The organism is Burkholderia sp. S171 (assembly GCF_009766085.1).
Lineage (GTDB): Bacteria > Pseudomonadota > Gammaproteobacteria > Burkholderiales > Burkholderiaceae > Caballeronia.
Genome location: NZ_LMUF01000052.1, coordinates 108,771 through 129,661 on the forward strand (window position 1 = coordinate 108,771; position 20,891 = coordinate 129,661).

Annotated in this window: 20 protein-coding genes and 2 pseudogenes; 10 read left to right on the forward strand and 12 right to left on the reverse strand. The window is 60.0% G+C overall.

Going from position 1 to position 20,891, the window contains the following annotated elements; all coding sequences use genetic code 11:
- The first annotated feature begins 74 nt into the window (after positions 1-74).
- Together GSQ93_RS29450 and GSQ93_RS29455 are read left to right on the forward strand one after the other, a co-directional pair.
- Positions 75-788, forward strand: coding sequence for a haloacid dehalogenase type II (locus GSQ93_RS29450; RefSeq protein ID WP_158939221.1), 714 nt, complete (start codon positions 75-77; stop codon positions 786-788).
- A gap of 22 nt (positions 789-810) precedes the next feature.
- Positions 811-1,599, forward strand: a complete 789-nt coding sequence (locus tag GSQ93_RS29455) for an aldolase (RefSeq protein WP_158939223.1) — start codon at positions 811-813, stop codon at positions 1,597-1,599.
- A gap of 64 nt (positions 1,600-1,663) precedes the next feature.
- Here the strand turns inward: GSQ93_RS29455 and GSQ93_RS29460 are convergent, their stop codons facing one another.
- The 4 genes from GSQ93_RS29460 to GSQ93_RS29475 form a co-directional block, all read right to left on the reverse strand.
- Entirely contained in the window at positions 1,664-2,167 is a 504-nt protein-coding gene (locus tag GSQ93_RS29460; protein ID WP_158939225.1) for an HPP family protein, read from the reverse strand.
- Positions 2,168-2,232: 65 nt separating this feature from the next.
- Positions 2,233-3,435, reverse strand: a complete 1,203-nt coding sequence (locus GSQ93_RS29465) for an NAD-dependent formate dehydrogenase (protein WP_158939227.1) — start codon at positions 3,433-3,435, stop codon at positions 2,233-2,235.
- A gap of 215 nt (positions 3,436-3,650) precedes the next feature.
- Positions 3,651-4,598: a LysR substrate-binding domain-containing protein gene (locus tag GSQ93_RS29470; protein WP_158939229.1), complete on the reverse strand. Its 948-nt coding sequence runs from the start codon at positions 4,596-4,598 to the stop codon at positions 3,651-3,653.
- Between the two features lie 35 nt (positions 4,599-4,633).
- Positions 4,634-5,293 carry a M24 family metallopeptidase gene (locus GSQ93_RS29475; RefSeq protein WP_158939231.1) on the reverse strand — a complete coding sequence of 220 codons (660 nt, stop codon included), beginning with the start codon at positions 5,291-5,293 and terminating at the stop codon, positions 4,634-4,636.
- A 167-nt stretch (positions 5,294-5,460) separates the two neighbouring features.
- Between GSQ93_RS29475 and GSQ93_RS29480 the strand changes: the two are divergent.
- The 8 genes and pseudogenes from GSQ93_RS29480 to GSQ93_RS29515 all read left to right on the forward strand — a co-directional run.
- A pseudogene (locus tag GSQ93_RS29480) lies at positions 5,461-5,656 on the forward strand (arginase family protein); the annotation flags it as partial.
- Positions 5,657-5,897: 241 nt separating this feature from the next.
- Positions 5,898-6,992: a PotD/PotF family extracellular solute-binding protein gene (locus GSQ93_RS29485; protein ID WP_158939233.1), complete on the forward strand. Its 1,095-nt coding sequence runs from the start codon at positions 5,898-5,900 to the stop codon at positions 6,990-6,992.
- Positions 6,989-7,918 (forward strand): ABC transporter permease, encoded by a 930-nt coding sequence (locus GSQ93_RS29490; protein ID WP_158939235.1) that lies wholly within the window; start codon positions 6,989-6,991, stop codon positions 7,916-7,918. Before GSQ93_RS29485 ends, GSQ93_RS29490 begins: the two co-directional genes overlap by 4 nt.
- Entirely contained in the window at positions 7,915-8,784 is an 870-nt protein-coding gene (locus tag GSQ93_RS29495) for an ABC transporter permease (protein WP_158939237.1), read from the forward strand. Before GSQ93_RS29490 ends, GSQ93_RS29495 begins: the two co-directional genes overlap by 4 nt.
- A gap of 34 nt (positions 8,785-8,818) precedes the next feature.
- Positions 8,819-9,892 (forward strand): ABC transporter ATP-binding protein, encoded by a 1,074-nt coding sequence (locus GSQ93_RS29500; RefSeq protein WP_158939239.1) that lies wholly within the window; start codon positions 8,819-8,821, stop codon positions 9,890-9,892.
- Positions 9,893-9,966: 74 nt separating this feature from the next.
- Positions 9,967-10,374, forward strand: a pseudogene (locus GSQ93_RS29505) (ABC transporter permease); the annotation flags it as partial.
- A gap of 608 nt (positions 10,375-10,982) precedes the next feature.
- Positions 10,983-11,225, forward strand: a complete 243-nt coding sequence (locus tag GSQ93_RS29510) for a hypothetical protein (protein ID WP_158939241.1) — start codon at positions 10,983-10,985, stop codon at positions 11,223-11,225.
- Positions 11,226-11,320: 95 nt separating this feature from the next.
- A complete protein-coding gene (locus GSQ93_RS29515; RefSeq protein ID WP_158939243.1) occupies positions 11,321-11,983 on the forward strand; it encodes a hypothetical protein in 663 nt (220 codons plus the stop codon).
- Between the two features lie 67 nt (positions 11,984-12,050).
- Here the strand turns inward: GSQ93_RS29515 and GSQ93_RS29520 are convergent, their stop codons facing one another.
- The 8 genes from GSQ93_RS29520 to mtnK form a co-directional block, all read right to left on the reverse strand.
- Positions 12,051-12,671, reverse strand: coding sequence for a DAK2 domain-containing protein (locus tag GSQ93_RS29520; protein WP_158939245.1), 621 nt, complete (start codon positions 12,669-12,671; stop codon positions 12,051-12,053).
- Positions 12,672-12,702: 31 nt separating this feature from the next.
- Positions 12,703-13,701, reverse strand: coding sequence for a dihydroxyacetone kinase subunit DhaK (locus tag GSQ93_RS29525; RefSeq protein ID WP_158939247.1), 999 nt, complete (start codon positions 13,699-13,701; stop codon positions 12,703-12,705).
- A 97-nt stretch (positions 13,702-13,798) separates the two neighbouring features.
- Entirely contained in the window at positions 13,799-14,800 is a 1,002-nt protein-coding gene (locus tag GSQ93_RS29530; protein WP_158939249.1) for an ABC transporter permease, read from the reverse strand.
- Positions 14,797-16,344, reverse strand: coding sequence for a sugar ABC transporter ATP-binding protein (locus GSQ93_RS29535; protein ID WP_158939251.1), 1,548 nt, complete (start codon positions 16,342-16,344; stop codon positions 14,797-14,799). Before GSQ93_RS29535 ends, GSQ93_RS29530 begins: the two co-directional genes overlap by 4 nt.
- 88 nt (positions 16,345-16,432) lie before the next feature.
- Positions 16,433-17,539 carry a sugar ABC transporter substrate-binding protein gene (locus GSQ93_RS29540; RefSeq protein ID WP_158939253.1) on the reverse strand — a complete coding sequence of 369 codons (1,107 nt, stop codon included), beginning with the start codon at positions 17,537-17,539 and terminating at the stop codon, positions 16,433-16,435.
- Positions 17,540-17,768: 229 nt separating this feature from the next.
- Positions 17,769-18,431 carry an L-fuculose-phosphate aldolase gene (locus GSQ93_RS29545; protein ID WP_158939845.1) on the reverse strand — a complete coding sequence of 221 codons (663 nt, stop codon included), beginning with the start codon at positions 18,429-18,431 and terminating at the stop codon, positions 17,769-17,771.
- Between the two features lie 5 nt (positions 18,432-18,436).
- Positions 18,437-19,516, reverse strand: coding sequence for an S-methyl-5-thioribose-1-phosphate isomerase (gene mtnA, locus GSQ93_RS29550; RefSeq protein ID WP_158939846.1), 1,080 nt, complete (start codon positions 19,514-19,516; stop codon positions 18,437-18,439).
- A gap of 89 nt (positions 19,517-19,605) precedes the next feature.
- Positions 19,606-20,874, reverse strand: coding sequence for an S-methyl-5-thioribose kinase (mtnK, locus tag GSQ93_RS29555; RefSeq protein WP_158939254.1), 1,269 nt, complete (start codon positions 20,872-20,874; stop codon positions 19,606-19,608).
- Positions 20,875-20,891 lie beyond the last annotated feature (17 nt).

Sequence of the window (20,891 nt, forward strand, 5' to 3'; positions counted from 1 at the left end):
CACTCAACTTCGTCACTTAACTTCGTCACTCAACTTCGTCACTTAACTTCGTCACGCAACTAAGCGAATCAATCATGGCTCTTAACGCCCTTGAACACAGCCACCGGCCGCAATGGCTTACCTTCGATTGCTATGGCACCCTGATCCAGTGGGATGAAGGATTGCAAGCCGCCGTCCGCAAGATCCTCTCCGCCAAGCAGGCCGAGGCGGTTGATCCGGCCCGTTTCATCGGCGTTTATGATCGGCATGAACATGCGCTCGAACAAACCTCGCCGCATCGGTCGTTTCGCAGCGTGAGCGCGGATGCATTACGTCTCACACTCGATGAGCTAGGCTTGCAAAGCGACGCAGACGACGCCCGCGTTCTAACGGACAGCATCGCCGCCATGCCGCCCTTTCCCGAAGTAACCGGTGCTTTGAAGTGGCTTAAGGAGGCGGGTTATCGTTTGTGTATTGTGTCGAATACGGATGACGAGATCATCGCGGGCAATGTTGCGCAGCTTGGCGGATTGATTGATCGAGTCATAACGGCGCAGCAGGCCGGGGCTTATAAACCGTCGCGGAAAATATTCGATTATGCTTTCGACTCGCTTGGCGTGACGAGGAACGACGTCGTTCATATTTGCGCCAGCCCGCACCTTGATCATGCGGCCGCTCGCGAGGTCGGCTTTCGCTGCGTATGGATCGATCGTGGTACGGGCCGCACAATGCTGCCGGATTACACACCCGACGCCACGCTTGCAACGCTCGATCAAGTGCCTGTGCTATTCAGCAAACTCGGCTGGTAAATTTTCAGGGTAATCAATCATCATGGCTCACTCGCTTTCTGTCGGCAGCGCTCCTGCTCCCTCGCGTATCGCGCGGCTTGATTCCGACGCCGTCATGCAGGCGCGCATCGAACTTGCCGCGTGCTTTCAGCTTGCGGCGCAACGGGGATACGAGGAAGGGGTGTGCAATCATTTCTCCGCAGTCGTGCCCGGGCACGACGATCTGTTTCTCGTCAATCCGTATGGTTATGCGTTTGCCGAGATCACGGCATCGCGCCTGCTCGTTTGCGATTTCGAAGGGCATGTGATCGCGGGTGAAGGCCAGCCGGAAGCCACCGCGTTTTATATCCACGCACGATTGCACCGGGCCAAACCGCGAGTAAAAGCGGCTTTCCATACGCATATGCCGAATGCGACCGCGTTGTGCCTGATCGAAGGGCCGCCGCTTTTGTGGCTCGGGCAGACGTCGTTGAAGTTCTATGGCCGCACTGCCGTCGATGAGGATTACAACGGCCTCGCGCTGGATGAGTCGGAGGGAGATCGTATTGCTGAGGCCATGGGTGACGCCGACATCCTCTTCCTGAAGAACCACGGTGTGATGGTGGCGGGCGCGAGCATCGCAGAGGCTTGGGACGATCTCTATTACCTGGAGCGCGCCGCAGAGGTCCAGCTTAAGGCCATGAGCAGCAACCAGCCGCTTAAGCCCGTGCCGCACGAAGTAGCGCAGCGCACGTATGAACAAATGCGCCTGGGCGATGCACAAAGTGCCCGTGCGCATCTCGACAGCTCGATTCGCATATTGCGCAATCAGCGCAACGGGTTCGAGCAGTAAACGTAAGCGGGAATATGCAGTTATTCCGCTAGCGACAACGCGTTGCCGCTAGCGGATAGCCATGTCATTTCCATCGCTCAGGCCATCGCCGGCCGCGCACGACGTTATTGAACAGCAATGCAATAACCAGCAGCAGACAAACGCCGCTAAGGACAGGAACAAAAAAAAATCCTGGTGAAGCGTTGCCGCTAAGCATGATCACCAGCGGATCAGCACCCGCCGGAGGATGCACGCAACGGGCGAGCTGCATCAAGCCAATAGCGAGCCCTACTGACAGCGCCATTTGCCATACCCCCGGACCGGCGACCCAATACACCGCCAATCCGACCGCAGTGGAAAGCAGATGTCCGAATACAAGGTTGCGGGGCTGGGCGAATGCACTATCGGGCGCGCCGAATAGCAGGACGCTGGACGCACCGAATGGCGCAATCACCAAGGGATTGCTCGTCAAATGCCCTAGCAGGGAGATCACGCCAATCGCCAGAAAACCACCCAGGAAGCCGAATGCCGCTTGTTTAAATGGCGCTAAAGGAACTGCGGGCGCCGCGCGCGCGATCTGTTCGTTCATTGTGTTTAAAGCCTATGGAAATGCGCACGCTGACCCTCAACAGCGAGACCAGCGTGCCCACGGCGTTAAGCCTTCTTGAAGCGGGCTGCCTCTTCCGAGCCCGAGGTCGCATTGCCTGCGCTGTATGAATGCGCGCCCACGCCGGCGAGACGTCCGCCGTCGACGATCAGATACTCTTCGCGAATGGGTTCCTTGGCGAACCAGCACTCGAGAATCTCGCGCGTGCCTGCCGCGTAGCGCGCCTGAGCGGAAAGCGTCGTGCCCGACGTATGCGGCGTCATGCCCTGATGCGGCATGGTCCGCCACGGATGATCGCTCGGAGCCGGTTGCGGGAACCAGACATCGCCTGCGTAGCCCGCTAGTTGACCGGATTCCAGCGCACGCACAACCGCGTCGCGATCCACAATTTTCCCACGTGCCGTGTTGATGATGTACGCACCGCGCTTCATCTTGCTGATCATCTTCTCGTCGAAAAGATGCTCCGTTTCCGGGTGCAACGGACAATTGATGGTCACGATATCGCAGACACGCGCCATCGATTCAGCCGTGGGGTGCCAGGTGGCGCCAAGCTCGCGCTCGACCGCTTCCGGCAGACGATGCCGATCCGTGTAGTGCAGCTTGACGTCGAAGGGCTTGAGCCGGCGCAACACCGCCGCGCCAATCCGCCCGGCCGCCACGGTCCCCACGTTCATCCCTTCAAGATCGTACGCACGCGAGACGCAATCCGCGATATTCCAGCCGCCCTTCTTGACCCACTCATGTGACGGCAGATAATTCCGGACCTGCGACAGGATCATCATGACAACATGCTCGGCCACGCTGATGCTATTGCAAAACGTCACTTCAGCCACCGTGATGCCGCGATCGATCGCTGCCTGCAAATCGACGTGATCCGAGCCAATCCCTGCGGTCAGCGCGAGCTTGAGTTTCGGCGCCCGGGCGATCCGCTCGGCCGTCAGATACGCCGGCCAGAACGGCTGCGAAATGACGATCTCCGCATCTTCCAGTTCACGCTCGAACGTGGAGTTCGGACCGTCCTTGTCGGACGTGACAACCAGGGTATGTCCCTGCGATTCGAGGAACTTGCGCAAGCCCAGCTCACCGGACACGCTGCCCAGCAAATCGCCCGGGTTGAAGTCGATTGCTTTCGGTGTCGGGGCGCTTTGTCCGTCGTGATACTTCGTGCTGGCGGGAATGTCGTCCCGGGCGTACTTCTTCGGCATACCGTCGACGGGGTCGTCATATAAAACGCATAGAACCTTGGCCATGACTGTCTCACTCCACTCTGATTTGAATAACACTGGCGCCGACGTCCCGGCGCCGCCTTGGTCGTTACGTGGGGCTGGCACGTCGACGCAGGACAGTGTCTCCAAGGGACCGCTGAGGGTCCAATCGTTTGGATGGATCAGGTGATAAGCGCTTCTTATCAAGGGTTGCAAGTGCGTGCAGAACGCTGCTGATGTTCCGCTTTGGACGGTCAGCTTTAGACGGTCACCGCGCCCTGTGATGCGCGGGCAGTCTCGGGCAGCAATGCGTCGAACTCCCGTTGCAGATCAAGCTGCTCGGCCGCTTTCCAAATGGCGGCGACGAGAGGCGGCAAGGTATTGCGATTGCGCGCGATAAGGCCAATACCGCGCGTCAACTCCGGCAATAAAAGTGACGCACGCGCACCGCTGCCCACGGGCAAGACGCTTAGAAGGCTATGCGGAAACACGCTGGACAAGCCCGCATGCTGAACGTGCGCGTAGAGAGATAGAAGGGAGTCTGTTTCAAGAACCACGGTAGGCTGCACGCCCTCGCGTCGAAACGCTGCGTTGATCACTTGCCGGTTCTGCATGGTGGCGGTCAACAGACCAAGCGGCAACCCACCCGCACCGCTCCATTGCACCGTACCCGTGTCAAACCCATCACCGGAACCGGAGGGCGACAAAAGCAGGTAGCGTTCGATATAAAGAGGCAACACGCTGAAGCCCGCCTGCACCTGATCGTCGAGATAGGTCAGGCCGACATCGAGCTCGTGCTCGTCCAGTTGACGCAGGATCGCGTCCGAGCTGAGCGAGCGGACCTCGTAGTGCATGTTCGGATGCTCGCGCATGCACGGGGCGAGCATCCGGGTGGTCACCGGCATGACGGTCGGAATCGCGCCTATACGAAGCGTCCCAATCAGATTGACCTGAGCAGCTGACGCATCCTGTCGCATGTTCTGCAGCGACGCGAGCGTTTGCCTGGCCCAGCCCAGCACGCGCTCACCGTCCTCCGTAAAGCCGACGAAGCGCCGCGTCCGCTCGACAATAACCAGCCCCAGTTCCGCCTCAAGCGTGCGGATGGCCGACGACAGCGCGGGCTGGGAGACGTGACAGGCTTCTGCTGCGCGCGCGAAATGTTTTTCGCGCGCCAACGTGACGAGATACTCGAGTTGCCGAATGAACATTGCGTCCTTTGTTAGCGTTTCTTCGCCGACACGGCTCAGGCAAGCAGGTCCTCGTAGAACGAGCCGAACGGTCTTGTCGGATGCGCGAGTTGAATCTCCAGGATCCAGAGGCCGGCCTCCGGATGCGGGTCGAAATTCCCGAGATTGCCGGCCTTGAAAATGGCGTGCGGAAAATCGCTCACGCGATGCCCCTTGATGTCGAGGTTCAGTTTCCACCCTAGCGCTGAAGCACGCTCCGCCGCGTAGTCATATAACGCCGTGCCGCCGGCTCCCGTCGTTCGCCAATGATGTTCGACCTCGTCGAAAACGGTCTTGGCCGCGTCCGCGCACGCTTTCATTTCCGCGTCCGCACCGACCACGAAGGTCGCGCCCGCATCGCCTTCGTGTCCTTTCCAGACCACGCCGAGATCGACAAAAAAAATGTCGTCGTCTTTTAGACGCGGATCTTCCTCTGAACGTTGCTTGAACGTCCGCAAGGTATTTTCTCCAAACCGGATCAGGATGGGATGCCAGATTCGCTCCATCTCAAGCTCCTGCAGAACCCGCTTGCACTCGCTCACCGCCTCCGACTCGAGCATCCCGGGCTGAATCCGGGCCGCCACCTGTTCGACGACTTCCCACGTTTTGTCGCGCGCGTAATGCATCGATTCGAGAACGAATTTCTCCCCGACCGCTTGTTGCGTGGTATTGCTCACTCAATCTCTCCGGCTTCGTTATATTCGGATAAATATATCGACGGCCACCAGGAAAGTCCATTTCCGAGCCTTGAGGCGCACGGGGAACGGCATGTTTCTCTGCGGCATCATCGTCATATTCTACGCGGGGTCGGCGAGCGTCTGGATTGACCGGGCCTACGCACTTTGGCACGCCGGAAATTGGCGGCCTGACAATCTGGCAAGCGCTTGAAATTATCCGTGGCTGCCGTGGGCTGGATATCGTGGGATGCGGCCTTGTGGATTTCACCGCCGTACGACCCGTCCGGCAATACCGCGCCGGTCGGCGCGAACCTGCTGTATGAAATGTTGTGCGTGCTGCCGAAGGTGGAATACCGGGCGTAGGCTGTTTCGTTTGATTATTGGCCCCGGCTTGCCATGCACGCCCGGCATGCCAACACCCGCAAAAACCAACGATAAAGCAGCGGAGCCATGCGTTTTGGTCATGGCAGACATGACGATATATCGATTGTGATGGCTATTTTGCGATCCTAACATTTTTCATGCACGGACCCATGCGAACGAATTCAACCGTTCGCCCGGCGCATGGGTCGGACATCTTACTTAACCCTCCACGGAGTCGGCGATGAAAAAATTCAGCACAGGACGGCGGCAAGCCTTCAAGACGATCGGCGCAGCGCTCGCAGCGTCCACGCTGCCGGCGCCATTCCTCAATCTCAGAGCCCAGGAACACAATTTCTCGGGCAAGACACTACGCCTGCTGACCTGGTCAGACGATACGGGAACCGCCGCGTTGCACAATATAGCGGCCACGTTCATGGCAAAAACCGGCGCGAAGGTGATCGCCGACCGCGCGGACGGCACCTCCGGCATGGTCGCCAAGGTGAAGGCTGCGGGCGACCGACCCACCTATGACGTGATCACGCTCGCGGGCGTAGGCGCCTCGGGTCTCGGCGATGCGGGCCTGCTCGTCAAGCCCGACCTGGACAAGCTGCCGAATCTCAAGGACGTGGCGGCGCGGTATCGAACGGGTGCAGATGGCTTTGGTGTTGGCTACCTGCTGTGGTCCGACGGCCTGATCTACAACACGTCGACCGTCAAAACGGCGCCTGGATCGTATGAAGCGCTGTGGGACCCGAAGTACGCCGGCCGCCTGTTCTTGCCGCCGCCGGAATTTGCCGAGGCGGTCGACCTGGCGATCATCGCTGCAAAAATGTCGGGCGGTTCGCAGCAGAACATCGATCCGGGCTTCAAGAAGCTCGCGGAACTGAAGGACCGCGTGATGACGCTCGGCGAGAACCCGAATCAGGTCGCCGACCTGTTTCGCACGGGCTCGCTCGATATCGGCGGCATCTATTCGCCCGCGTTCTTTCCCGACCAGATCAGGAAACCCGAATACAAGATGGGCGTGACGTACGGCATGAAGGAAGGCTTCGCCACGCAGTTGATGTTCACGGTGATTCCGAAATCGCACCCTGGCGACCTCGACCTGATTCACGCGTTCATCAACCATTCGCTCGATGCCGGCGTGCAGGGCCGGATGGCCGCTGACGTGCTGAACGGCCCGGTGAATTCGAAGGCCGTCATTCCCGCCGAGAGCCTCAGGTTCGTGCCGAGTCCGAAGCAGATTGCGGAGAAGTCCGTCCTGCACGACGACAAATCTCTTGCTGTCGTACAAGCTGCGTGGATCAAGCGCTACACCGAGATATTCTCGGCATGACCACGATGGCTGAGCGCTCCACGCGGCGCGCCGGGCCCGGCGCGCCCGACCAGCCGGTTGCCCCCGGCTCCGAAGCCGCGCTCGCCCGTGCGCGGCCGTGGCTGCTGCTCGCCCCGATCCTCGCGTTTCTCGCGGTGCTCGCGGCGGCGGCCCTCGTGGTCCTGCGCATGAGCTTTGGAGCGCAGGGCGACGAGTGGCACGGGTTCACGCTGCAGAACTACGCGAACCTCGCCGATTCGTATTTTCTGAAGGCACTGTGGCTCACGCTGCGCCTCGCGTTTCAAAGCATGGTGTGCGCGGTGCTGCTGGCGATCCCGGTCGCGCTTGCAATGGCGCGTACCGAGTCGCGGCTGGCGAGGCGCTTGCTTCTGGCGGGCGTCCTGTTGCCGCTGCTCGTCAATTTGTTGCTGCAAGGCTATGGCTGGCTCGTGATCCTCGGCCCGGCTGGCTTGCTCAATCACGCATTGCTCGCAAGCGGCGTGATTCAGCGTCCGATGCAATGGCTTTATCGTGAGCATGGCGTGCTGCTTGGCCTGATCCAGACCGCGTTTCCGCTTGCCGTGCTGCCATTGTCGAGCGCTATGCGTGCCGTGTCGCTCTCCTACGAGGAAGCTGCTGCCACGCTCGGCGCAACGCGCTGGCAGATCCTGCGTCACATCATGTTGCCGCTCGCGATGCCCGGGCTTGTTTCAGGCGCACTGCTCGTGTTCGCTTACAACGCAAGCGCGTTTGCGGTGCCGCTGCTGCTCGGCGGCCGGCGCGTGCCAATGCTTGCCGTGCTGGTGCACGACGAGGTCTCGCCGCTGCTGAACTGGCCGGCGGCCTCCGCGTCCGGCGTCGTGCTGATGGTCGCCACGCTCGCCGTCATGGCGATCTCGCAGAGCCTCGTGCGGCGAACCCAGCGTCTCAAGGAGCCGTCTGCATGAGCACTCCAATCAATCGATTCCAATCGCGCGCGCGTCTTCTGCCCGCGACCATGCCGGGCCGCCTCGGCAGGCCCGCGGCACTGCTCGCGGCCATCGTGCTGTTCCTTGCCGCCCTGCCGATCCTGACGATGATCCTGATGTCGTTCAGTGCTTCGGACACGCTGGAATTCCCGCCGCCCGGCTACAGCCTGCAGTGGTATCGCGCGGCATGGCACAGCTTCGTCTCGCCCGACGCAAGCGATGTGCTTTCCATGGGCACCGCGCTGACGACGAGCCTGATTGTCGCGGTGTCGACGATGATCATCGCGACGCTGGTCTCGGTACCCGCCGCGTATGCGTTGAGCCGCTATCGCTTTCGGGGCAAGTCGGCCGTCGAGCAGCTCGTTGCGCTGCCGCTCGTCTATCCGCTCGTAATGCTCGGACTGTCGCTGCTTTTAGTCTTCAATGTGCTGCCCGTGGAACTGGGCGTGTTCCGGCTCATCATTGCACACGTGATCCTAGTGCTGCCATTCACGGTGAAAAACTGCGCGGCGTCGGCGGCATCGATTGGCCCGGAGTTCGAGGAAGCCGCCTGCGTGATGGGTGCGAGCCCGCGCCGCGCCATGTTCGATGTGGTGTTGCCGCTGATGCGCCCCGGCATCCTGGCCGGCATGCTGTTCGCGTTCATCATCTCGTTCAACGAGTTCACGGTGACGTTCTTCCTGTACGGCATCAACACGATGACGCTGCCGGTGTGGCTCTACAGCCGCACGGTGTCGTCGCTCGACCCGACCGTGTTTTCGTTCGCGGTGTTTATTGTTGCAATCGACTTTGCGCTGATATGGCTGCTTGAAAAGTTGATCGGCGACGAAGGGGTTGCACTTTAGGCACTCTAGGAACGCAAGTATCCAAGGAAACATCATGACTCATTTGACACTCCAGGCCGTGACCAAGCGCTTCAACGCTGCGTACGCTGTCGACCACGTCGACCTGAGCGTCCCGGACGGCAAGCTGGTCTGCTTTCTCGGCCCGTCCGGCTGCGGCAAGACGACCTTGCTGCGCATGATCGCGGGCCTTGAGACGCCGAGCTCCGGCAGCGTAACTTTCGCGGGCCGCGACATCACCCACTTGCCGGCGAACCAGCGCGACTTCGGCATGGTGTTCCAGTCGCTGGCGTTGTTTCCGCACATGAGCGTCGCCGAAAATATCGCGTACCCGCTGCGGCTGCGCAAAATGGCCAAGGCGGCACAAGGGCACCGTGTAGCCGAACTGCTCGAACTGATCCAGCTGCCGCACATGGCGAACCGGCCGGTCACGCAACTGTCCGGGGGACAGCGCCAACGCGTGGCGATCGCGCGGGCAATAGCATCGTCGCCGAAACTATTGCTGCTCGACGAGCCGCTCTCCGCGCTCGACGCCAAGCTGCGCGAATCGATGCAGGTCGAAATCCGCCTGCTGCAGCAGCGCCTTGGCATCACGACAATCATGGTCACGCACGACCAGCGCGAAGCAATGACGATGGCCGACGAGATCGTCGTGATGGAAAAAGGCCGCATTGCGCAGGTCGGCAAGCCGCTCGACATCTACCGGAACCCGGTCAGCGAGTTCGTCGCCGACTTCATCGGGCTCGGCAACATCCTTGCGGTCACGCATGACGGACGCGGCGGTGTGAAGCTGCCGGGCGGACAGCAGATCGTCGTGGCTGATGGCGCATGGGTGCCGGAATCCACGGCGGACATCCGCTTGCTGATCCGCCCCGAAGACGTCTGCGTGAAGCACGTATCGACCACGAGCGGTCCTAACTATCTTGCCGGGACGGTCACGTTTATCCGTGACGTCGGCGCCACGCTGGAAGCGACGATCGACTGCGCCGGCTTCACGCTGACAGCCGCCACCACGCAGCGCGAAACGCCCGGCCTCACGCTTGGCATGCCGGTGCTGGCCGAATTGCCCGCGCACGCCTGCAAGCTGATCGCGGCGCGCCCGCTTCATTGAATCCGCCTCATTGAATCCACCTCATTGAATCCGCTTCATTGAGTGCTCGACGTGATGGTCGAACTCGCACGCGTTTTTCGGCGTTCATGGGCGAGTGGGGATACAGCGAAACCATCTGGACGATAGCAATCGCCGCGGTCATGCACGTATTGCTTCGCCATACTCGATGGGGCTTGCATACCATCGCGGCGGGCGCGAATCAGCTAGGTGCGAGTGAAGCCGGCATTCAGGTGAAGCGCCTGAAACTGGGCAACTTTGTAATTGCTGCGCTGCTAGCCGGTTTCACCGGCATCCTGGAAGGCTCCCGGATAACGCCCATCGATCCACAGGCCGGTGGCAACCAGATCATGTTCCTCGCGGTCGCCGCTGCCGTGATCGGCGGCACGCCGCTTGCCGGTGGCTCGGGCACAATCCTCGGCGGGCTGATTGGCGCTGCGGTGTTAGGGATCCTCCACGACGGGTTCACACTTATCGGCATAAACGTAAGTCTGCGAGGAAGCGGAAGCAGAGCGCGAACGCTACGATGGGAAACGACTGCGACTCCGTTTTTGAGATGAGGCGCGCGTAAAGTACGGTAGGTTACTGTCGTCGCAATAAAATAATAATCAGAATGACGAGAGAACTTATTGTGGTGCAAGGCACGACTTATGCCTTGTACGCCAAGCACGACATTCACGGTAATGCACCTGATTCGGGGCCTGCCTCGTTCGACGGTGCGTCTTTATACGATTGGGAGAATGATTTTGAACTCGTCGAGACGTCGAAACTTGGCTGAGATCGAAATTTTTGGACTTCCGCTGCATCGGTCGTGTGAGCATCCTTGAATACTTGCGCGACAAGGTCATGCAAGGCGAGGTTCGGGTGGTCCGGGAGGAACCAACAAACGCAAACAATGGTTTCGTCCAACCGCCCCGGCTTGCCGCGGCGCGCTCATGGGAGACGAAACCCTTTATATCCGAAAACACCTGCTACAGCTCGTTGCCTGCTGCGCCCTTTGACTTCGACGTTGCACGACCAGCTTGAGGGCTGGACAAACGATTTCGCGCATCAAATAGCGACGGCGTTGCCGCCCCTGCGAGGTAGTACCCTGATGCGCACGCGGTTGAACGTCGCCGCTGCAATTGTCGGCGTCTTCAATCAAGGGACGCGTTTGACCGACGCCGTAGGTTTGGGCGAAGGGACGATAATCAGCGACGCGTCCACGCCGTTGGGTGGAGCAGCACCATTCGAGTATTTTTCTAGCGCACCTTCCGACGGCCTGATGTCGATGGCAATGCGCTCGGGCCGCGATGCACAGTGCTTCGCAGACTATGAGCAGGACATGGAAATGTGAAACATCGCCAAAGCGATGTATGGCGGCGACCTCCGAACCTACGCGCTGTGCAGTTCACGCGCGTCCGAAAACTACCGCACTTGCTTGGGATATTAATGGCTGCCAACGACAAAGTATTCATCACGTTTTACGACGACGAGAGCGACACTTTCAAATACTCATGGCTACGGCGGTCGACCGTGGAGCCGTTTCTCGACCGCGCGCCGATAGACGCACTGCCGTCCCCCGCGCCGGGAGCGCCGATCACCAACGAGGACGCGCGCTTGCTCGGCGGCATGGCGTTCATGAGCCTGGTAGGAGGCCGTCACAGCCTTCGCGGCCGCTTGGAGATTGCAACGGCCACGCCGATGGATTGGACGCAGCCGGTCCCGCCAACTATATCCGCGCCACCGGCCAGGCCAGCAACCGACCCCGCGGACGGACTGAAGGCACTCGGTAATTTTCGGCAGTGGCACGTCGACATCATGGCGGTGCAAGGGCGCGACCTGACGCTTGGCTTGTCACTGGATGGCGTTCGAACAACCATCACTTTCGGCACCGCAACTCGATGTTCCATTGAAAATTTCGGCGTCGCTAACATCGTGGACAACATTGCGATCCTCGAAGATGGCACACACGCCTATGACGATGCGCTTGTAAAACTCAGTAGCTGCACGCGCCTGCACCGTGCAATGCAACCCAACTGGATCGTCAGCGTATCGTCGGCGGTCGGTGTCAATGCGCTGGTGGAATGCGTCGATATCAACGTTCAGCCGTAGACGAGGCACTTCGTACATCTGGCCGTTATCATTGATCAAGGAACACGGTCAAATTGCATCACTACGCTTAAAGCGCCGCTTTCAACGCAACAAGGAACCGCAGGTAGGCGGTCGCACCCGGATCCGCGTGCCCCACGCTGCGCTCCTGCACCCACGCCGCGCGCCCCTTTTGCGATTGCAATCGGGCGGTCGTATCGACTTGCTCCTGAGCCGTCGCAATCATCGCTGCTAACAATTCAACGGCCGTGCCGCTCGACGATTCAAGCACGTCGAGGCTAGGAATCAGTGCATCGAGAACCGTCTTGTCCCCGACCTTGCTCTTGCCGCGTTCAGCAATTCGCCCAGCCACCGCACGCCCGATCTCAACCGCTTCCGCTTTTCCCACCGACGTCTTTCCGGCCATTACCTTCGATGCCGCCAACAAACCGCCACCGATCAACGCCGCGAACGTGGACGGGTTCGCGGTCGAAAACGCCTTCCCGGCACTGAGCAGAACATCAGCCACGGTCGCGTCTTCCGGCAAACCATCCAGCGCTTTGACGACCGCAGCGGAGCCGGCCGACACGGTGATCCCCAGATCCCCGTCACCCAACGCGGCGTCGAGATCGCGTAGTTCGTCGGCATGCGCCGGCAGTGCGCTCAAGCTGCGTTTCAGCACGTCCCGGAGCTCCTTGCAAGTAACGCTCATCGCATGTTCTCCTGATTAATCCAGCGACCGGTCATTCGCGGAAGAACGGCGAACGGGCAGGCGCTGCCAGCAGCGTTTCCAGTTCGTCGTCGACGTGCATCACCGTGATCGATGCCCCCGCCATTTCCAGGCTCGTCACATACTCGCCCACATACGTTCTCGCGATCGTCAGCCGCTGATCCGCGAGCATGCCGGCCGCTCGCCGAAACAACACATAAAGCTCTTCCAGCGGCGTCGCGCCCAGCCCGTTCACCAGGATGGCAACCCGCGAGCCCGTCGGCAACGCGAGATCACGAAGGATTGCCCCCGTGAGTCGGTCAGCAATTTCATCGGCGGTTTCCAGCTTGCCGCGATGCGACCCAGGCTCACCATGAATGCCGATACCAATTTCCATCTCGCCATCGGGCAGCGTGAACGTCGGCTTGCCGGCGGCGGGCAGAATAGTGGGCGACAACCCGACGCCCATCGTGCGGCTCCGGCTATTCGCCTTGCCCGCGATACGTGCGACTTCATCCAGCGAATCGCCCCGCTCCGCCGCTGCGCCCGCGCACTTGAACGCGAACACCATGCCCGCCACGCCGCGCCTGTCTGCGCTTCGTTCAGCCGGCGCAGATGCCACGTCGTCGGTCAGGACGACAGTCCTGATGTCGATGCCTTCGAGCTCTGCCATGTCGGCCGCAAGGTCGAAGTTGAAGACATCGCCGCCATAGTTGCCATACACGTAGAGCACGCCCGCGCCGCCGTTGACCGCCTTGGTCGCCTCGAAGATCTGTTCGGATGACGGCGATGAAAACACATTGCCAACCGCCACGCCGCCGCACAAACCTTCGCCCACGTACCCCAGGAAGCCCGGCATATGCCCGGAGCCGCCCCCGGTCACAATGCCGACACGGCCTTGCTTGGGCGCGTCGGCACGCACCAGCGCGCGGCGGTCCGCGGTTGCCGCCTTGATCCATCCGGGATGCGCAAGCAGCAATGCGTCGATCACCTCGTCGACAAAATTCTCAGGCTGATTGATGATCTTTTTCACGGGTCTTGTCTCCTTGAAGCGCGGTCTGTGCCGGGTTGATTCCACGCTGTTTTCATGTGGCCGCAGCGTTTCAGCCGTCATTTTTTACGGCTTCAATTCAGAGCTTGCGCCGCTGGCTGACAGCGTCGAGCAGCACCGCTGCGAAGATCACGCCGCCCTGAATGAATTGCGTCCAGAACGGGTTCACGCCGAGCAGCGACAAGCCGACATTGATCACGCCGATCAGCACCACGCCAATGAAGGTCCCGACAATCGAACCACGACCGCCGGCAAGCGATGTGCCACCAATCACAACCCCGGCAATCACCTGCAGTTCCAGGCCGTTTGCAGCCGATGGCAACGCCGAGTTGAGCCGCCCCGCCAGTACGATGCCCGCTACCGCCGCCGTCGCTCCAGCGAGCGTGTAGGTCAAGAAGATCACGCGGTTCACGGGGATACCCGCAAGCCGGGCCGCCTCCTTGTTACCACCGACCGCGAACACCTGATGCCCGAAGGTCGTCTTGCGCAGCAGCACATGACCGATCACGAACACCACCAGCATCACGATCATGGGTGCAGGCAAGCCGGCCAGCGTCTTGGCGCCGAATGCAGTGAACGCGTTAGGGAAATCGAATTTGGTCCGGCCATCGGAGATCGCGAGTGTGAGTCCGCGCGCCATGGCCATCATCGCCAGCGTCACGATGAACGGCACCAGCCTGAGCCATGCGACCGACAAACCGTTCAGCGCGCCAACCAGGGCGCCCACCGCCAATGCCACGCCCAACCCCGCGATACCGAGTGCGACGTTGTCAGGGCTCGATCCGGCCATCACCGTTGCCGCGACCATGCCGCTCAACGCGACCAGTGAGCCCACGGACAAGTCGATGCCCGACGTAATGATCACGAAGGTGCCGCCGACCGCCGCAATGCCGACCACGGACACTTGCACCATGATGTTGGTGAGCGTGCTGGTAGTCAGGAATTCCGGCGATGCAATCGATAAGCCGATACAGATCAGGACCAACGCTGCCAGCAGCGGTCCGAGACCCGTCCGCAATTGCCGGATGATGCGGCGGGAGCGTGCTTCCGAATCCGCCTGATTCGCTGCCGTGGAAGTCATGCCCCTACTCCTGTTGTAGCCCACTGAATAACCGTTTCTGAATCTGCCTTGTCGCGAGATATTTCGGTGACGATTTTGCCCCGGTACATCACGAGGACCCGATCCGACATGCCCAGCAGTTCCGGCAATTCCGAACTGACCATGATGACGGCGGCACCCGCACGAGCCATCGAAACCATGTGCGCGTAGATCTCCGTCTTCGCGCCTACATCGATACCGCGTGTAGGTTCGTCCAGCATGATCACCGCCGGCTGCGTCGCCGTCGCGCGGCCGAGAATGACCTTCTGCTGATTGCCGCCGGACAAATTGCCGGTGATCTGCATGACCGATGACGCGCGTACACCAAAACGCGTGCTTGCTTCCTGCGCGAGCTTGCGCTTTTTCGTGTTGCTGACAAAGCCGCCGGTGGCCAGCGCGAGCAAGCTGGACAGCGCGACGTTTTCTTCGATGCTGGCATCGAGTACAAGCCCTTCAAGCTTGCGATCCTCGGAGGTGTACACGAGCCCGTTGCGTACCCCTTCCGCAGGCGAACCGATGGCAACCTTCTTGCCGCGTATCAGCACTTCGCCGCCGCTTAGCGGCAGTGCACCGAAAATCGCCTTGAGCAACTCGGTGCGCCCCGCACCTGCAATGCCGGCTATCCCCACGATCTCGCCGGCGCGTACGCTAAAGCTGGCGTCACGCAGCACGGGCGCGCTAGCGAGATTACGGACCTCCAGCATCACGGGACCATAGTCGCGCGGCTCCCACGGATAGAACGAATCCAGGTTGCGGGCGACCATGGCCTGCACCAGATCCTGTTCGGTCCACTGCGCCATGGGACGTGCACCCACGGTCGCGCCGTCGCGCATGACAACGGCCGAATCCGCGAGCTCGAACACCTCTTCAAGATGATGCGAGATAAAGATGATGCCCATGCCGGCTTCACGCAAACGCCGGACCACGGCATAGAGATTGGCGATGTCCTCGCGCTGCAGCGCAGCGGTGGGTTCGTCCATCACGAGAATGCGTGCATCGCGCGCCAACGCCTTTGCAACCTCGACAAGCTGGCGTTTATTCAAAGGCAGGTCTCCCAGGCGCATGGACGGCGAAACACCTTCGAGGCCCACTTGGGCGAGCGCTGTGCGGGCCATCTCGTTGGCCCGTTTGCGCAACACCAGGCCACTGCGCGACGGCATGCGGCCGAGAAACAGGTTCTCCGCAACCGTCATGTCGTTGACCAGCGAAAGCTCTTGATAGATCACGGCCACGCCGGCATCAATCGCCGCATGCGTACCGCGCGCGAGAGGCCGCCCGTTGATCTCGATCGTGCCTTCATCCGGCTCATAGGCACCCGAAAGCGTCTTGATCAACGACGACTTTCCTGCACCGTTCTCACCGACGATGGCCATCACATGGCCGGCCTGCAATTCGAGGCTGACACCTCGCAACGCCTTGACGCCGGGGAAGCTCTTGACGATACCTTCCATGCGCAACAGCGGCGCCACGGCGGCCGTGCTGCCCGCGCTAGTGGTTCCCACCGCCGAACCCCTCTCACTGTTCATGTTCGGGTCTCACTGAATATCACTGAATATCAGATGCACAGACACATGCATGCGCGCTCCCCGTGCAGCGGGAGCGCGCATGAACAGCTTACTGACTGACCTGCTCGGACCAGAGACCGTATTTCTTGGTCGCATCGGAGTCGATATTGCTCTTGTCGATCAGCAACGTCGGCCATGCATAGTTCGCCGGGACCGGTTTCTTTGCACTGTAATCCGCGATGAAACTCAGCGCCTTCGCCGCCATTTCGATCGGGTTCTGCGAAATGGTCGCGTCCTGCTTGCCCGCGCGAATGGCGGAAAGCGCTTGCGCCGTACCATCCGCGCCAATGACCATGATGTGGTCCTTGTCACCGAGCGGCTTGTAACGCCCCGAGTTATCGATCGCCTTCTCTGCACCCACGGTGTTGTCGTCGTTCGCGCCGAAGACTGCATCGATCTGCGGATACTTTTGCAGGATGTTCGTCATTGCGTTAAGAGACTTCTCCTGGTCGAACGCGCCTTCCTGGCGGGCGACCACCTTGATGTCCGGATACTTGGCGATCGCATCGCTAAAGCCCTTTTCACGATCGGTAGCCGCCGTCGTGCCGACCAGTCCGATCAGGTCGACCACGTTGCCTTTCGCGGAGCCATAGCGCTTCTTCAACTGGTCAGCTATCCAATTCGCCCCGGTTGCGCCGAGCGCCACGTTGTCCGACGCCACGAAGGACGTCACCTTGCCTCCGTCCGAACCGCGGTCCAGCGTGAACACGGGAATACCCATGGCGTTGGCTTTCTCGACAGCGGGAATAATCGCTTTAGAGTCGATCGGGTTGAGCACAAGTGCGGTGACGCCCTGGCTTAGCAAGTTGATCGCGTCATTGACCTGCTGCTGTGCGTCGCCATTGGCATTGGTCTGAACGAGATCGAAGCCTTGCGCCTTGGCGCCCTTCTCCACCCCGGATTTCAAACCGACGAAAAACGCGTTGTTCAGCGTGGAAACCGAAAAGCCGACCTTGACCTTGCCGCCGCCCGCATCCGACGCCGCTGCTGCTGGTGCCGCGCTTGCCGCAGCGCTCGCTCCCGCGTCGGTCGATGCCGTTGTCGACGTCTCGCTCTTCGAGCACCCGCTTAGCGCGGCAGCCGCGCAAAGCACCAGCACTCCCGTCGATGTGCCGACCTTCGACCATCTGTCGAACCTTTCTGAATTCCAGGGCATAACCGTCTCCGTTGTGTAAGTTTTAAAAGCAGGTTGAGATTCCCTTGCATCTTCTTTCACTTCGATCGACAAGCCTCTGGCTGAAGCAGTGAAGCGTCGAAGCCAGAACTCAACGATATTCAGTCCAGCGAAATACAGCCTATCGTGGTCGAATGCTATCCTCGCAACCCACGGCACGCTATCCCCAAAATCGAAAGGTCCCGTTGCAAAAATGGAGCACGTCCGTTCATCAAGTCTTGCTACGCAAACCATATCCCTTGAATTTTTCGATGACTTCGTTGATTGCTTCATCGGACAGCACCGGCGGTGTTCCGAGTTGGCAAGCAAGTAAATACTGTTGAGCGAGGACTTCCACTTCATTGGCTAGCCACAACGCACGAGCGAGATCAGGTCCAACAGCAATCACGCCGTGGTGCGCAAGCAGGCACGCTGTACGGTCTTTCAAAGCGGTAAGAGTGTGTTCTGACAACGTCTGGCTACCGAAGGTCGCATACGGCGCACATCGTATGGAATTTCCCCCTGCGACCGCAACCATATAGTGATGCGCAGGAATATCCCTGCCATGAATAGCCAGAGCAGTGGCCGCATTCGAATGCGTATGCACCACCGCGTTGATCTCGGGCCGCGAACGCAGGATGTCGCGATGAAACCGCCATTCCGTCGAAGGCCGGCGTTGCTCGAACACCGCCGCGTCATCAGCCACATCAAGCGGCAACCAGACGATGTCCTGCGTTTGCAACTCCGCATAGGGGACGCCGCTTGGCGTGATCAGCAAACCTTCCTTCCACCGCGCACTGATGTTGCCGGAGGTTCCCTGGTTTATCCCAAGACGCTCCATCTCGAGGGCGGTGTCAATCACCTCTCGGCGCAGCGCAGTCTCGGTGTCCGGCATGCTGTTCACAACGTACCCCCGCCGGATGAAAACAGCGCGGTGAAGTTTTTATCAAAGGGCTGTTCTACTATCCCGCGCTCAGTGATGAAACCGGTCACCAGATCATGAGGGGTGACATCGAAGGCCGGGTTACGCACTTTGATATCGACGGGCGCAGTGGGCTGGCCCGCCAGATGCGTCACCTCATGGTCTTGCCGCTCTTCAATCACGATGTCCGATCCGTTCGCCGTCAACAGGTCAAGCGTTGACGACGGACACGCAACGTAGAACGGTATGCCGAAATAACGCGCGGTGATGGCGACGCTCAACGTGCCGATCTTATTGGCGAAGTCGCCATTAGCCGCCACCCGATCCGTGCCCACAATCACCAGGTCCACCAAGCCCTGCGACATGATGGAAGCCGCCATGCTGTCGGTGATCAAGGTCACGTCAACGCCGGCTTTCTGCAGCTCAAAAGCCGTCAAGCGCGAACCTTGCAGCAAGGGGCGCGTTTCATCAGCGAAAACACGGAAGGAGATGCCCTGTTGATGAGCCATGTAGATCGGCGCGGTCGCCGTACCCATGCCGGTTGTCGCCAACGCACCCGCATTGCAATGGGTCAACACACCGCAACCAGGCGTGATGAGGGACACGCCATGCGCACCGATGCCGGCGCAGAGCGCCTGATCCTCTGCGTGAATCTTCATGGCCTCGGCAACCAGCACCTTGTACACAGCGGCAGGATCTTGCGTCGCCGAGCGTTGCGCAGCAGCCAACATGCGCTTGAGGCTCCAACTGAGGTTCACGGCCGTCGGCCTTGCCGAATCCAGGAAGCTGGCTTGCTGCATTAATTGCGACTGAAAATCCTCAGTGGAGAGGCGCCGCAACGGTTGCATCGCGACACACAAACCGTAAGCTGCCGCCACCCCGATGGCCGGTGCACCGCGCACCCGCAACTCGTGAATCCAGCGCCATACATCCTTTACCCCGCTGACTCGTTCAACCACAATCGCCTGCGGTAATTGCGTCTGGTCCAGGAGGAACAGACTCTCCTCCTGCCAGGCAAGGGTCGCGGGAAGGGCTTCTAAAGGCGCCGGCGAAACCATGAGTTCTCCAGATTGAATGACATTTTCCTGATCTGATGACTCGCTGCTGCGTTCGCCGGTTTGACCCGCACGAATCGGGTTTAGCAGGCTCATATCCGCTCCTCGCTTTGCGCCCGGACGATCCTGGCGTGAGCCAGTACCTCGTCAATACCATCGAACTGTTGGCGTTGCACGAGCAAGGTTTCAGCAAACCGCAGACAACGCACTTCTATTTTTGCGCGTGCTGCTTCGTCGGGAATGCTCGTGATTTCCGCGACCTTTGCCATTCCCACAATTCGACGAATCATCTTGCAACCCGCGAATCCAAGTGTGTCCGCAAAAAGCCTTCGCATGAAATGGTTTCGAAATGCTTCCGAGCAGGATTCGTCAGAGTCTTGGCCAATGAAATGCTGCTTGCTGCGGCTCTCATGATCCCGCCAGAGCGTCAGGAACTTGTCGGCGAAACCGTTCCAGATCTGTGCGGCTTGTTCAAGCAACCATTGCTGATAGTGCTCTGGATTCGCTCCTCCCACACGACCGTGCCAGTCCCGAGAGAAGTACGCTAACCAGAGATTGGCCAGGAGCGCGCCAATGTCGAAACCCATGGGTCCGTAGAAAGCGAACTCCGGGTCTATGACGAAGGTCTCTTCCTGATTGATCATGATCGATCCCGTATGCAGGTCGCCATGCAGCAAACTCTCCGCATGATTCATGAATGCCCATTTCATTTCCGCGACGGCAATGCGCAACGCCACCGACGTTCTGAGCCGTTCTACCGCCGAGCGAGGCAAGACAGGGCTATAAATGTTTGAAGGATGATCCTCGAACGGATAGGTGAAAACGAGGTCCTCCGTGATCTTGCAGAGCTCGCTATTGACCGATGCGCTAACGGCCTGCTTCTTCACGTGCGGCGCGAGGAACAGATCCGAACAGAAGAACAGCGTATGCGCCAGATAGGTGGAAAGATGATCGCCCAGCTTTGGATAAACGGTTCCTTCCATCAAACCTTGTCGCAGGATTTTGTGCGAGGACAAGCGCTGCATGACCATCAGGAACAGTTCGCTGTCGGCGTGATAAACCTCAGGGACGTGTTGCGGACATAACGCGCCGAAGCGGCGCAGCGCTGCCACCTCGTGCTCCATTCGCTGACGCGTCAGCGGCCAGCTCGTTCCAACGAGACGCAGGAAAGGCGGCGCCTGTTTGACGACAACACTTTTCTCCGGCGCACGAGCATTACTGACGAAATAAACGAAATTCAGATTGCCATCGCCGACTTCGACTACGTCCAGTTCATCGGTATTGCCGAGCAACGCACGCACCGCCGGTACGCCGCTAAGGTAAGCCGTCAAGTCAGCAGAATTCAACGCTTCAAATTCCATCGATTACTCCTTCGCAG

Excerpts from the sequence above, each read along its gene's own strand:
- GSQ93_RS29465 (WP_158939227.1), bottom strand. The coding sequence starts at position 3,435 with ATGGCCAAGGTTCTATGCGTTTTATATGACGACCCCGTCGACGGTATG.
- GSQ93_RS29530 (WP_158939249.1), bottom strand. The coding sequence starts at position 14,800 with ATGACTTCCACGGCAGCGAATCAGGCGGATTCGGAAGCACGCTCCCGC.
- GSQ93_RS29545 (WP_158939845.1), bottom strand. The coding sequence starts at position 18,431 with ATGCCGGACACCGAGACTGCGCTGCGCCGAGAGGTGATTGACACCGCC.
- GSQ93_RS29540 (WP_158939253.1), bottom strand. The coding sequence starts at position 17,539 with ATGCCCTGGAATTCAGAAAGGTTCGACAGATGGTCGAAGGTCGGCACA.
- GSQ93_RS29495 (WP_158939237.1), top strand. The coding sequence starts at position 7,915 with ATGAGCACTCCAATCAATCGATTCCAATCGCGCGCGCGTCTTCTGCCC.
- GSQ93_RS29520 (WP_158939245.1), bottom strand. The coding sequence starts at position 12,671 with ATGAGCGTTACTTGCAAGGAGCTCCGGGACGTGCTGAAACGCAGCTTG.
- GSQ93_RS29490 (WP_158939235.1), top strand. The coding sequence starts at position 6,989 with ATGACCACGATGGCTGAGCGCTCCACGCGGCGCGCCGGGCCCGGCGCG.
- GSQ93_RS29455 (WP_158939223.1), top strand. The coding sequence starts at position 811 with ATGGCTCACTCGCTTTCTGTCGGCAGCGCTCCTGCTCCCTCGCGTATC.
- GSQ93_RS29470 (WP_158939229.1), bottom strand. The coding sequence starts at position 4,598 with ATGTTCATTCGGCAACTCGAGTATCTCGTCACGTTGGCGCGCGAAAAA.
- GSQ93_RS29450 (WP_158939221.1), top strand. The coding sequence starts at position 75 with ATGGCTCTTAACGCCCTTGAACACAGCCACCGGCCGCAATGGCTTACC.
- GSQ93_RS29510 (WP_158939241.1), top strand. The coding sequence starts at position 10,983 with ATGCGCACGCGGTTGAACGTCGCCGCTGCAATTGTCGGCGTCTTCAAT.
- GSQ93_RS29500 (WP_158939239.1), top strand. The coding sequence starts at position 8,819 with ATGACTCATTTGACACTCCAGGCCGTGACCAAGCGCTTCAACGCTGCG.
- mtnA (WP_158939846.1), bottom strand. The coding sequence starts at position 19,516 with ATGGTTTCGCCGGCGCCTTTAGAAGCCCTTCCCGCGACCCTTGCCTGG.
- GSQ93_RS29460 (WP_158939225.1), bottom strand. The coding sequence starts at position 2,167 with ATGAACGAACAGATCGCGCGCGCGGCGCCCGCAGTTCCTTTAGCGCCA.
- GSQ93_RS29535 (WP_158939251.1), bottom strand. The coding sequence starts at position 16,344 with ATGAACAGTGAGAGGGGTTCGGCGGTGGGAACCACTAGCGCGGGCAGC.
- mtnK (WP_158939254.1), bottom strand. The coding sequence starts at position 20,874 with ATGGAATTTGAAGCGTTGAATTCTGCTGACTTGACGGCTTACCTTAGC.
- GSQ93_RS29515 (WP_158939243.1), top strand. The coding sequence starts at position 11,321 with ATGGCTGCCAACGACAAAGTATTCATCACGTTTTACGACGACGAGAGC.
- GSQ93_RS29485 (WP_158939233.1), top strand. The coding sequence starts at position 5,898 with ATGAAAAAATTCAGCACAGGACGGCGGCAAGCCTTCAAGACGATCGGC.